Annotated in this window: 12 protein-coding genes; 8 read left to right on the forward strand and 4 right to left on the reverse strand. The window is 71.6% G+C overall.

Annotated features, from left to right (window positions below; genetic code table 11):
• Nucleotides 1–90: 90 nt before the first annotated feature.
• Together P5G46_RS00320 and P5G46_RS00325 are read right to left on the reverse strand one after the other, a co-directional pair.
• Nucleotides 91–1,542, reverse strand: coding sequence for an HNH endonuclease signature motif containing protein (locus tag P5G46_RS00320; protein WP_239277293.1), 1,452 nt, complete (start codon nt 1,540–1,542; stop codon nt 91–93).
• A 298-nt stretch (nt 1,543–1,840) separates the two neighbouring features.
• Nucleotides 1,841–2,575 (reverse strand): exonuclease domain-containing protein, encoded by a 735-nt coding sequence (locus P5G46_RS00325; RefSeq protein ID WP_239277292.1) that lies wholly within the window; start codon nt 2,573–2,575, stop codon nt 1,841–1,843.
• Between the two features lie 104 nt (nt 2,576–2,679).
• Here P5G46_RS00325 and P5G46_RS00330 point away from each other — a divergent pair, with 104 nt between their 5' ends.
• Nucleotides 2,680–3,579: an alpha/beta fold hydrolase gene (locus P5G46_RS00330; RefSeq protein WP_239277291.1), complete on the forward strand. Its 900-nt coding sequence runs from the start codon at nt 2,680–2,682 to the stop codon at nt 3,577–3,579.
• A gap of 162 nt (nt 3,580–3,741) precedes the next feature.
• On the opposite strand, the gene P5G46_RS00335 is transcribed toward P5G46_RS00330, so the two are convergent.
• The gene (locus tag P5G46_RS00335) at nt 3,742–4,302 is read right to left on the reverse strand and encodes a CGNR zinc finger domain-containing protein (protein ID WP_239277290.1); all 561 of its coding nucleotides are present in this window, start codon (nt 4,300–4,302) and stop codon (nt 3,742–3,744) included.
• 71 nt (nt 4,303–4,373) lie between these two features.
• Here P5G46_RS00335 and P5G46_RS00340 point away from each other — a divergent pair, with 71 nt between their 5' ends.
• Complete coding sequence (locus P5G46_RS00340; RefSeq protein ID WP_239277289.1) at nt 4,374–5,366, forward strand: DMT family transporter; 993 nt, start codon at nt 4,374–4,376, stop codon at nt 5,364–5,366.
• 51 nt (nt 5,367–5,417) lie between these two features.
• Here the strand turns inward: P5G46_RS00340 and P5G46_RS00345 are convergent, their stop codons facing one another.
• On the reverse strand, nt 5,418–5,891 hold the full coding sequence (locus P5G46_RS00345) for an Lrp/AsnC family transcriptional regulator (protein ID WP_239277288.1): 474 nt from the start codon (nt 5,889–5,891) through the stop codon (nt 5,418–5,420).
• Between the two features lie 175 nt (nt 5,892–6,066).
• Between P5G46_RS00345 and pdhA the strand changes: the two genes are divergently transcribed.
• The 6 genes from pdhA (at nt 6,067) to P5G46_RS00375 (ending at nt 12,124) form a co-directional block, all read left to right on the forward strand.
• On the forward strand, nt 6,067–7,200 hold the full coding sequence (gene pdhA, locus P5G46_RS00350; protein ID WP_408904709.1) for a pyruvate dehydrogenase (acetyl-transferring) E1 component subunit alpha: 1,134 nt from the start codon (nt 6,067–6,069) through the stop codon (nt 7,198–7,200).
• Entirely contained in the window at nt 7,197–8,216 is a 1,020-nt protein-coding gene (locus P5G46_RS00355; protein WP_239277286.1) for an alpha-ketoacid dehydrogenase subunit beta, read from the forward strand. The genes pdhA and P5G46_RS00355 overlap by 4 nt, the downstream gene beginning before the upstream one ends.
• Entirely contained in the window at nt 8,213–9,595 is a 1,383-nt protein-coding gene (locus P5G46_RS00360; RefSeq protein WP_239277285.1) for a dihydrolipoamide acetyltransferase family protein, read from the forward strand. The genes P5G46_RS00355 and P5G46_RS00360 overlap by 4 nt, the downstream gene beginning before the upstream one ends.
• A 77-nt stretch (nt 9,596–9,672) precedes the next feature.
• Nucleotides 9,673–10,851 (forward strand): acyl-CoA dehydrogenase family protein, encoded by a 1,179-nt coding sequence (locus P5G46_RS00365; protein WP_308192663.1) that lies wholly within the window; start codon nt 9,673–9,675, stop codon nt 10,849–10,851.
• Nucleotides 10,848–11,315: a MaoC family dehydratase gene (locus P5G46_RS00370; RefSeq protein ID WP_239277284.1), complete on the forward strand. Its 468-nt coding sequence runs from the start codon at nt 10,848–10,850 to the stop codon at nt 11,313–11,315. Before P5G46_RS00365 ends, P5G46_RS00370 begins: the two co-directional genes overlap by 4 nt.
• Nucleotides 11,312–12,124, forward strand: a complete 813-nt coding sequence (locus tag P5G46_RS00375) for an HpcH/HpaI aldolase/citrate lyase family protein (RefSeq protein ID WP_408904710.1) — start codon at nt 11,312–11,314, stop codon at nt 12,122–12,124. Before P5G46_RS00370 ends, P5G46_RS00375 begins: the two co-directional genes overlap by 4 nt.
• The last annotated feature ends 7 nt before the right edge of the window (nt 12,125–12,131 follow it).

A 12,131-nucleotide genomic window follows, 5' to 3' on the forward strand; every position in this document is an offset into this window, starting at 1 on the left:
CGCGGAGGTCACGAACGGCAGGGGGGGCAACGCCGGGCTTTCGACCGCAATGAACACCGTGACTATGCCGGTTCAGGCCACCGAACCCGCTCAGAAGGGCGGCGGGTCGGCGTCGATGCGTGCGCCGAGCGGCGATGTCCAGGTCAGGTCGCCGGTGTCGGGGTCTCTCGCGGGTGTCCAGCGCGTTTCGTGACGCATCCGATGGTGATGGCGGCACTCGGGTTCGAGGTTGTCGGCGTCGGTGGTGCCGCCCTTGCTCCACGCTCGCCGATGGTCGAGGTCGCACTCGCGGGCAGGGCGCCCGCAGCCGGGGAACGCGCACGTGGGGGAGGTGACGCCGAGCCAACGACGGAGCGCCGCGGTGACCCGATACACCGTGCGGTCCAGTGCCAGCGGCGCGCCCGTCACCGGGTGCGTGAGAAGGCGAATCCACGAGGACGCTTCTCCGGCGAGGCGACGCGCGGTATCGAGGTCGACAGGGCCGTAGCCATCGATGGTGGCGGGGGTGGTGTCGGCTCCGAGGAGCGTCAGGGCGGGGATCGTGATGACGACGCCGGGGCGATTCGTGCCGCCGACAGCGACGCCCGATCGTCCGGGGGTGCTCCGCGGGGCCGGATCCGTCCCCGTGAGGAGATCGGCGAACGCGTCGGCACGCAGCTGCGCCAAGGTGCGCTCCTCGCCGTCCACGGCGGCAAGATGCCGAGCGGCGTGGTCGAGGCGCGTCAGGGCGGCGGCAGCGCGATCCGCGGGGAGATATGCGGTGACCGTCGCCATGCCATCGAGGTCGGGAGTCAGCCACACTCCCCGCTCGTCGCGCGCACGCCGATGCCGCTCCTGGATCGACTCGCTGTGCACCCGCTCGCGGAGGACGCGTGCTGACGTGGCAAACCGCGCGGGAGAGAGTCGCAGAGCCCGATCGAGGGCCCCGTCGTCGAACGCCGCCCAGGCTCCGGGGTCGCCATCCGGCAATGAGGCCGCCAGGCGCGCGGTCTCGACCGCGTGCCGCTCCGACAGTCGCCCGTCGACGAACGCCGCCCACACGCGGGGGCACCGGTTGCGAAGAATCCCGGCGTGGGCGGCTCGTGCGCGGACCGTCTGCTCGGCCACGCGCAGGCGCACGGCGATCTCGGCGACGGCGGCGCGTTCGGCCATGTCGATGCGGTCGCGCCGGACCGCGGTGACCGTTCGTCCTCGCGGGTCGCTCCAGAGCCGGTCGAGCGTCGGATCAGGACCGACCCACGGGTCGGGGTCGGCCGACGCGTCGGCGATCACCTGAAAGATGAGGTCGTACTCGGCGGCGGTGGCGCGATGACGTTCCCGCGAGCGGTCCTCCAGACGCTCCAGCAGACAGGCCAGGGCGTCCTCCGCCGGACCATGGCCGGGATCGGTGCTCGGAAACGCCCCATTAACGAGGTCGACGAGGCCCAGGTCGATGGCCCATGCGGCATCCGCATCGGCTTGCACGACATCGTCGTCGGGCCACGGCGCACAACCGACATCGGTCGGGTCAGACCGATCAGTCGCGGATGCCGGAACCACCATGCTCGAACACTACCGAGGGGGTCCGACATCGCCGAGGGCACCGGCGGTAGCACCGCGCGACACGTATCCCGGCACGATTTCCCACGCCGCACGCGCCCTGATCCACCGACACTCGTGTCGGCACGAACCTCGTGGCGAGGGCCGTCCTAATGAACCCCGGGTTCAGCCCCGTGATGCCGAACCTCGTAGCCGCGGCCGCCTGAACGCACCCCGGGGTCAGCTTCGCGATGCCCGATCCCCACGGTCGCGGCCGCCCTAACGCACCCCGTGTCAGCCCCGCGATGCCCGATGCCCGCGCTCAGCGGATCGGCCAGGCCCCGTCGAGCGGGGGAGCCGTGGCATCCAGCCGCCCGATCTTGACGAAGTATTCGGTCAGGCTCGCCGCCTGAGCGCGTGCCCACGCGATCTGCCGGGTGTGGAGCTCGTCGACAGTCGGCGGAAGCCACGCCGCGTAGCGTTCGGCGAGGGCGAGGGCGAGGCGCCCCGCGGCGACGGCGTCCGCGCATGCCTCGTGCGCCGTGTCCAGCGGCACCGCGTAGTGGGCGGCGACGTGCGTGAGACTGCGCTTGCCGCGCCGGTAGCGGTCGTACGTCTTGTCGACGACGAGCGGATCGATGACCGGCGAGGGCGCATCGATGGGAGGGATGCCGTGGCGCAGCGCCTCGTACTTCAGCAGTGAGAAGTCGAAGGGGGCGTTGTACGCGACGACCGGGATGCCGGCGTCGAAGAGCGCGCGCAGGGACGCCACGACCTCGTCGATCACCGATGCGGCCGGCGCGCCGTGCGCGCGGGCGTGCGCGGTGGAGACGCCGTGAATGGCGGCCGCGCCGGCCGGGATCTCGATACCCGGGTCAGCGAGCCAGTCGCGCGCATCGATCACCCGCCCCGAGGCGTCGAGTACCCCGACGTGCGCCGTCACGATGCGATCGTTCACCACGTCGACCCCGGTGGTCTCGAGGTCGAAGACCCCGACGACGCGGGCCCACTCCGGCGTCCGGAAGAGCGGAAGCGGCTCGGCCTGCCACGTGGTCATGGGCTCAGAGTAGGGCGGGGCTCCGACACGGACACCGAGGCGCACCGCGCGGCGTCGCGCATGCTCGCCGGGCGCGCCCGGGCACCGCCTCCTAGAATCGAGGGATGCCGAACCCCTACGCCGCGCGACTGGCGGAGATCCCCGTCCAGAGGCGGACGGCCGACATCCTCGGCGGCACCACGGCGTACTGGACGTACGGTGACGAGGACGCCGCCACCACGATCGTGGCGGTCCACGGCTTCCGCGGCGAGCACCACGGCCTCGAACCGGTCGTCGCGCACCTGCCCGGCATCCGGGTCGTGTCTCCCGACCTCCCCGGCTTCGGTGAGACGCCGCCGCTTCCGGGCCGGCGGCATGACCTCGACGCGTTCGCCGCGTGGCTGCGCGCGTTCGTCGATGCGGTGGCTCCCGGCGCGGTGGTGCTCGGTCACTCGTTCGGCTCGATCGTGGCCTCGGCGGCCGTGGCGGGTGGCCTTCCGACGCCGCGGCTGATCCTGGTGAACCCGATCGGTGCCCCGGCGCTCGAGGGTCCTCGCGGTCTGCTGACCCGTCTCGCGGTGTTCTACTACCTCGCCGGCGCGCGTCTGCCGCGAGCGATCGGCGATGCCCTGCTGCGCAATCCCGCCATCGTGCGCGTGATGAGCGTCGCGATGGTCAAGACCCGCGAACCCGGGCTTCGCCGCTTCGTCCACGAGCAGCACGACACCTACTTCTCGCGCTTCGCCGACCGCGACGTGCTGCACGAGGCGTTCGTGACGAGCGTCTCGCACGATGTCCGTGAGTTCGCGCCCCGCATCGCGCAGCCCACGCTGCTCGTCGCCGCCGAGAAGGACGACATCACCCCCATCGAGGCCGAGCGACACCTGGCCACCCTGTTCCCGCGGGCCACGCTGGTCGAGATCGCCGCGGTGGGGCACCTGATCCACTACGAGACGCCCGCCGCCGCGGCATCCGCGATCCGGTCGTTCCTCGAGGACGAAAGCGGACGCGGCGAAGCCGAGTGAGCGGGGTCGCCCTCTCGAGGCGTGAGGGGAAGCGCTTTCCCGAGGCGTGAGGGGAAAGCGCTTTCTCGAGGCGTGAGGGGGAGTGCCCTCCCGAGGTGTGAGGGGAAGCGCTTTCCCGAGGCGTGAGCGGGGTCGCCCTCCCGAGGCGTGAGAGGAAGCGCCTCAGGCCGGCTGGTCGGCCTTGCGTCGCCGGTACGCGTTGACGTTCATGCGGTTGCCGCAGTTGCCGGCGTCGCAGTAGCGCTTCGACCCGTTCTTCGAGAAGTCGATGTAGACCCCGGCGCAGTCGTCGGCGGAGCACACCCGTACACGCGCATACTCGTCGGCGCGGATCACGTCGACGAACGCGAGCGCGGCCTCGACCAGCATGCGACGGGCCAACGGCTCGTCGGGATCGCTCGCGTGGATGTGCCAATCGGTGTCGTCGTGGCGTACCAGCTGGGGCAGGGCGCGGCCGTCGGCGAGCATCGCGTTGACCAGCGGCACGGCGCCGTCGCGATCGACGCTCCACAGGTCGTGCAGGCGGTTCCGGATGCCGCGGACCGCCGTGAGCTCCCGGCGGTCGTGCGTGCGCGAACCGGTGTATCCGTGGCGTGCGGTGAAGGCCTCGAGTTCGTCCTCGCCGGTCAGCCCGTCGACGCCGCTCGCATCGGTCTCGGGGAGCGTGTTGACCAGCTCGACCGTGGCGCGGAGGACGAGCTCGGTGTCACGAATGAAGACCATGTTGACTCCTGACAGGCGAAGGCTCTACTGTCACGAGTGTAAACGTACTTCACTCCTGACAGCGGGCTCGCATGACCACATCCTCCGTCGCCCTCCCTCGCCCCACGCACCGCGGCTCGGGCGCCGTCACCGGCCTGGCGATCGCCGTTGCGTCGGCGCTGGCGTTCTCGTCGAGCGGGCCGTTCGTCAAGCCGCTGCTCGACGGGGGCTGGTCGCTCGGAGCCGTCCTCGTGGTGCGGATGGGATTGGCATCCCTGCTGCTGTCTCCCGCGCTCGTGCGGGCGATCCGCCGCCAGCCGGGGTTCTTGCGACGCCACGGGCTGCTCATCGTCGCTTTCGGGCTGACCGCGGTGGCCGGGTGCCAGGTGTTCTACTTCGCGGCCATGCAGCGAATGCCGGTCGCGGTGGCGCTCCTCATCCAGTACATCGCCCCGGTGCTCCTGGTCGTCGCGGTGTGGGCGCGCACGCGGCGGGCGCCGTCGAAGCTCGTAATGGTGGGCTCGATCGTCGCGATGGCCGGGCTTGTGCTCGTCGTCGACATCAGCGGCGCCCGGTTCGATCTGCTGGGCACGCTGTTCGCCCTGTGCGCGGCGGTGTGCGCGGCGGCCTACTTCGTCATCGCCGGACGCGCCGGCGACGATCTGCCGCCCCTCGCCCTGGCGGCCGGCGGCCTCGTCACGGGGACGCTCGTGATGGGGGTGCTGATCGTCAGCGGACTGCTCCCGTTCGCCGCCCCCGCCATCACCGTGTCGATGCTGGGGGTCGAGGTCCCCGGCATCCTGCCGCTGCTGTGGGTTGGCGGCGTTGCGACGACCCTCGGCTACGCCCTCGGCGTGATCGCCGTTCCGCTCATCGGATCGCGCGTGGCGTCGTTCGTCGGGCTCAGCGAGGTGCTCTTCGCGCTCGGGTTCGCGTGGCTGCTGCTGGGGGAGACCCCCGCACCCGTGCAGTTCGTCGGCGGAGCGCTCGTGCTCGCGGGGGTCGTGCTGGTGCGACTGGATGCCGATGACCCGGTCGAGCAGAGCACCGAGACGGCCAGCGTGCCGGTGGTACCGGCGCCGTAGCCTCGGCGGTGAGCGACCGGAAACGCCCCGCGGGGGCCCGGCGGCGCGGGCCTACAGCTGTTCGCGCGCGAGATTCATGAGCGGGCCGACGCGGTAGCCGATCACCTCGCCCATCACCAGTGAGGTCTCGGTGCGTTCGACGCCGTCGATCGACAGGATGCGCGCGTCGGTGTCGAACAGATGCTGGGTGTCGCGACAGGCGACCCGCACCAGCAGATCCACCTGGCCGCTCAGTCCGTGCGCCTGCAGGACCTCGGGGACTTCGGCGAGCGCCGCGCGGATCGTCGGGAGTTCTGCTTGCCGCACGGTCACCTGCAGGAACGCCTCGATGGGGAACCCGAGGGCCTCGGCCGACAGGGTGCGCTCGAACGACAGGAAGACCCCGCCCTTCTCGAGGCGGCTCATGCGCGCCTGGACGGTGTTGCGCGAGAGCCCGAGTTTCTCGGCGAGCGCGACGACGGTGGCGCGGGGGTCGTGAGACAGGGCGCGGAGGAGGTCGAGGTCGACCGCGTCGAGCTTGGTCATGGTGCGAAAGATTAGCAGGATGCCCCCGTGCCGCAATGGGCACTTTGCTGAACCTTCTGCGGAGGTCTTGAGCGCCCTGCCTTCTCCGCGTACGGTCGGCCCTGTCGGCGACGCTGCCGGCGCCCGGACCGCCCCGCTCCCACAAGGACCACGGGCCGCACCTGGAGGGATGACGATGACGTACACCCAGACCACGCCGGACCATGACGCCGCCGACCGCGCGGATGACGGGGAGGATGTCGCCCGCGTCCTTCAGCCCGACGGTTCCCGTGTGCCCGACGCCGTGCTCGATCCGTGGATCGCTGATCTGTCGCCGCACGAGCTGCGAGCCCTCCACCGCGACATGGTCCTGACGCGCCGGGTCGACGCTGAGGGCGTCGCGCTGCAGCGTCAGGGGCAGCTCGCCCTCTGGGCGCCGTGCCGGGGCCAGGAGGCGGTGCAGATCGGGACCGCCCACGCGCTCGCCACCGGTGACTTCGTCTTCCCCAGCTACCGCGAGCACGGTGTTCTGCTCGCCCGCGGCGCACAGCCCGCCGATTTCGTGTTGGCGTGGCGCGGCGAGGAGCACTCGGCCTTCGACCACACCGCCATCAACACCGCTCCGCCGCAGATCATCATCGGAGCGCAGTCGCTGCACGCCACCGGGTGGGCGATGGGCGCCCAGCGCGACGGCTCGAGCGACGTCGCGATCGCCTACTTCGGCGACGGTGCGACCAGCCAGGGCGACGTGAATGAGGCGATGGTGTTCGCCTCGTCGTTCCGTGCGCCCGTCGTGTTCGTCTGCTCGAACAATCAGTGGGCGATCTCCGAACCCGTCACGGTGCAGGCGAAGTTCCCGATCGCGGGGCGCGCGCCGGGATTCGGCATCCCGAGTCTCCGCATCGACGGCAACGACGTGCTCGCGTGTGTGGCCGCGATGCGGTGGGCGCTGGACCGCGCGCGCCGCGGAGAGGGACCGGCGTTCCTGGAGGCGGTGACCTATCGCATGGGGCCGCACACGACCTCCGACGACCCGAGACGCTATCGCACGGCCGAGGAGGTCGAGCACTGGGCCGGACGCGACCCGATCTCCCGCTTCGAGGCCTACCTGTGTGCCGAGGGCGTGCTGGACGACTCCGGGCTCGCCGAGGTCGCCGCCGCCGCCGACGCGCTCGCCGGGCAGGTGCGCGCGGCCTGCATCGGCGCTACGACGCGCGCCGCCGAGACGATCTTCGACCACGTCTACGCCGAGCCGCATGCGCCGCTGGCCGCGCAACGCGCAGCCTACGTGGACTATCTGTCCGGGTTCGTCGCGGAGGACGCCCGATGAGCGCGCTCACCCTGGGCGCCGCCATCAATGCCGGTCTGGACCGCGCGCTCGCCGATGACGACCGGGTGCTGCTGATGGGCGAGGACATCGGCAAGCTGGGCGGTGTCTTCCGCGTCACCGATGGCCTGCAGGCGCGGTTCGGTGCGCAGCGGGTGATCGACACTCCGCTCGCGGAAGCGGGGATCGTGGGAACCGCCGTGGGCCTTGCGGTGCGCGGCTATCGTCCCGTCGTCGAGATCCAGTTCGACGGATTCGTCTACCCGGCGTTCGACCAGATCGTGTGCCAGGTCGCGAAGCTCCACTACCGCAGCGGAGGGCGGATTCGGATGCCGCTCGTCATCCGGATCCCCTGGGCCGGGGGTGTGGGCGCCGCCGAGCACCACTCGGAGTCGCCCGAGGCGTACTTCGTGCACACCGCGGGGCTCCGGGTCGTCGCCCCCTCGAACCCGCAGGACGCGCACGTGATGCTGCGGCAGGCGGTGGCATCCGACGACCCCGTCATCTTCCTCGAGCCCAAGCTTCTGTATCACTCCAAGGGGGAGGTCGACGTGGATGCCGACCTCGCCGACGCCCCGCCCCTGCACCTGGCGCGCGTGGCCCGCGAGGGCAGCGACGCCACGATCGTGACCTATGGCGCGCTGGTGAGAACCGCCCTCGATGCGGCGGTCGCCGCCGAGGACGAGGGACTGTCGCTCGAGGTGATCGACCTGCGGTCGCTGTCGCCCCTGGACCTGAACACCGTGGCCGCTTCCGTGCGCAAGACGGGTCGTGTCGTGGTGACCCACGAGGCCGCTCGGCAGGCGGGGCTCGGGGCGGAGATCGTGGCAAGCATCACCGAGCAGTGCTTCTCCTTCCTCGAGGCGCCGCCCACGAGGGTCACCGGGCACGACATTCCGTACCCGCCGTCCAAGCTCGAGAAGCATCACGTGCCCGACCTCGACCGCATCCTGCACGCGGTCGATCGGGTGCTCGAGCGCGAGGCGCCGCTCGCCGCCACGGAGGGGAGCGTCCGATGATCGCGCAGTTCCTGCTTCCCGACCTCGGGGAGGGGCTTCCCGAAGCCGAGATCGTCCTCTGGCACGTCGCCGAGGGAGACACGGTGTCGCTGAACCAGACGATCGCCGAGGTGGAGACCGCCAAGGCCGTCGTCGAGATCCCTTCGCCCTACGCGGGGGTCGTGCAGGGTCTGCACGCCGCGGCGGGGGACGTCGTCGCCGTCGGTTCGCCGCTGGTCTCGTTCGCCGTGGACGGGGAACCAGAGGTGGCCCCCCACCGTCCTGCGGAGTCGGCACCGGCACACGCCGATCGGCAGATCGTCGCGGAGGATCGCCCGGTGGTCTCGGCGGCCGTGCCGAACCTCGTCGGTTACGGCGCGGCGCCGGCTGGGAGTGCGCGGCCTCGTCGCCGCGCCCGCGGGGCCGGTCGCGCCGTTCTCGACACCGAGGACTCCGTGCATGCCGCCGCGCCGCACGACATCGTCCGACCCGCCCCCGCCGAACCCGTGCTCGAGCGCCCGCGCTCGACCCCGCCCGTGCGCAAGCTCGCGAAAGACCTGGGCGTCGATCTCGCGCTCGTCGCCGCCGCACACCCCGGCGCGGTCGTGACGCGCGCGCACGTCGAGGAGTTCGCCGGGCGCGCGGCATCCGTGCCTCCCTCAGTTCCGTCGACGGTCCCCCCGGCTGTCTCTTCCGATCCGCGCGTCACCCGCACCCCGATCCGCGGCGTGCGCAAGCACACCGCCGCCGCCATGGTGCGCAGCGCCTTCACGGCACCGCACGCCACGACGTTCCTCACCGTGGATGTCACCGCCACCTCCGAGCTGCTCGCGTCGCTCAAGACCGATCGGGCCCTGGACGGTCACCGCATCGGTGTGCTCGCGATCGTCGCCAAGGCGGTGTGTCTCGCCCTCGGCCGCACCCCGGCGCTCAACGCGCGGTGGGACGAAGAGGCGGGGGAGATCGTCGAACACCACTACGTCGCCCTCGGCATCGCCGCCGCGACCGACCGCGGCCTCGTCGTCCCCGTCATCCGGGATGCCGATACCCTCGCGCTCGTCGACCTCGCCGACGCGATCGCCGATCTCGCCGCGACCGCCCGCGCCGGACGCACGGCACCGGCCGACATGACCGGCGGGACGTTCTCCCTCACCAACGTCGGTGTCTTCGGTGTGGATGCCGGTACCCCCATCCTCAATCCGGGCGAGGCCGGGATCCTCGCCGTCGGAGCCGTGCGCCGCACCCCATGGGAGCACCGCGGCGAAATAGCCCTGCGCGACGTGATGACCCTCAGCCTCTCGTTCGATCACCGACTCGTCGACGGAGCCGAAGCGGCGCGGTTCCTCACCGACGTCGCGGGTGTGCTGCGCGAGCCGGGACGAGCGATGCTGCTGCGCTGACGAGCCCGTACCCCGCCCCCCTCCGAACGCCGCCGTCCGCGGCATCCCCCTTCTCTTCGATCCCCAGGAGGATCCCCGTGAGCATCGACAGCCAGCAGGCTTTCACCGACGACGAGCGCGAACTCGCCGCGATGGTGCGCGAATTCACCGACGAGGTGATCGCGCCGCGGTCGTACGAGGCCGATCGCGCGCACGAGTTGCCGCTCGACATCGTCGCGCAGATGGGGGAGCTGGGCCTGTTCGGCCTCCCCTTCCCTGAGGACGTCGGCGGGCAGGGCGGCGACTACGCGGCGCTGTGCGTCGCCATCGAGGCGATCGCGCGCGTCGACCAGTCGCTCGCCATCACCCTGGAGGCCGGTGTGGGCCTCGGCGCCATGCCGCTGTTCCGCTTCGGCAGCGACGCGCAGAAGGCGCAGTACCTCCCCGACCTCGTGGCCGGGCGCGCGCTCGCCGGGTTCGGGCTGACCGAGGCCGAAGCGGGAAGCGACGCGGGAGCCACCCGCACGACGGCCAGACGCGAGGGCGACGAGTGGGTGATCGACGGCTCGAAGCAGTTCATCACCAACTCGGGGACGGCCATCACCAGCTACGTCGCCGTCACGGCCGTGACCGACCGCAGCGGTGACCGCCCCGAGATCTCGACGATCATCGTGCCCCGCGACACCCCGGGATTCACGGTCGGACCGGCCTACGACAAGGTCGGGTGGAACGCGTCGGACACCCACCCCCTGACCTTCGACGGTGTCCGTGTCCCGGCGGGAAACCTCCTCGGCGAACGCGGACACGGGCTCAAGAACTTCCTGCGCACCCTCGACGAGGGCCGCGTCGCGATCGCGGCTCTGGCCACGGGAGCGGCCGAGGGATGCCTCGAGGCGGCGGTGGACTACGCCCGCAGTCGCACGGTGTTCGGTGAGCGCCTCTCGACGCGGCAGAACGTCCAGTTCGTGCTCGCGCGGATGCACGCGCGGGTGCACACCGCGCGGCTCGCGTGGGTGCACGCCGCCCGCCTGTGCGACAGCGGCAAGCCCTTCTCGGTGGATGCCGCGGTGGCGAAGATGACCGCGAGCGACGCCGCGATGGCCAACGCGCGAGACGCGACGCAGATCTTCGGAGGGAACGGCTTCATCAACGAGTACCCCGTGGCGCGGCACTACCGCGACTCGAAGATCCTCGAGATCGGGGAGGGCACCACCGAGGTGCAGCTCATGGTGATCTCTCGGGCCCTCGGCCTGTCGGGGAGTACCGTTGCGGCATGATCGAGCAGCGCGGCCTGTACCTGGAGGAGTTCGTCGTCGGTGAGCGTTACGGTCACCGACCCGGGCGCACCGTCACCGACGCCGACAACGTCGTCTTCACGACCCTGACAATGAACGCGCAGGCGCTGCATCTGGATGCCGCTTTCGCGGCGACTCAGCCCTTCGGCAGACCCCTCGTGAACTCGATGTGGACGCTGTCGACGCTCGTGGGTCTGTCGGTCGCGCAGCTCACGCAGGGAACCCTCGTCGCGCAGCTCGGCCTGACCGACGTGAGCTTCCCCGCGCCTCTGTTCGTCGGCGACACCCTCACCGCCGAGACCGAGGTCGTGTCCGTCCGTCCCTCGGCCTCGCGCCCCGGTCAGGGGGTGGTCGTGCTCGCGCACACGGGTCGCTCGCAGAACGACGAGGTGGTGGCCACCGCGACCCGGACCGTGCTGGTGTGGTCGAAGGACGCGGCGGCGTGACCGCGCCGTTCGACCTCGGCCCCGCACTGCTGTTCGTGCCGGGCGATCGTCCCGAGCGGCTCGCGAAGGCGCTCGACCGGTCCGATGCCGCGATCCTCGACCTCGAGGATGCCGTCGCCCCGGGCGCCAAGGACGCGGCGCGTGCGGCCCTCGTCGCGGCCGACCCCGACCCCGAACGTCTCATCGTCCGTGTCAACGGCCCGGAGACCGCCGACTTCGCGGCGGATCTGGCGGCGCTGTCGCGGACCCGCGTCCGGCGCATCATGGTCGCGAAGGCCGAGTCGGCGGCATCCCTCGCTCCCCTGGAGGGGTACGAGGTGATCGCGCTGTGCGAGACGGCCCGTGGCGTGGTGGTGGCGGAGCAGATCGCCGCGCTCCCGCAGGTGACCGCCCTGATGTGGGGCGCCGAGGACCTCGTGGCGAGCATGGGCGGCACGTCCAGTAGACGGGCCGATGGAGCGTACCGCGACGTCGCCCGGGTCGCCCGCGCGCGGGTGCTGCTGGCGGCGGGAGCGTTCGGCAAGGCCGCCATCGACGCCGTCCACGTCGATATCGGTGACCTCGAGGGTCTCTCGGACGAGGCGCGGGATGCCGCGGCCTCGGGCTTCCGCGCGACCGCGTGCATCCACCCCGGCCAGGTCGCGACGATCCGTGCCGCCTATGCCCCGACGCCGGAGCAGCGCACGTGGGCAGAGGGTGTGCTCGCCGCTGCGGAAGGCGAGCGGGGCGTGTTCCGGTACGACGGGCGCATGATCGACGAGCCCATCCTGCGCCACGCCCGCGCTCTGCTGCGCCGCGCGGGGGAGTGAGACCGCC

This window comes from Microbacterium mcarthurae, assembly GCF_046064585.1.
In the GTDB taxonomy this organism is placed as follows: Bacteria; Actinomycetota; Actinomycetes; order Actinomycetales; family Microbacteriaceae; genus Microbacterium; species Microbacterium mcarthurae.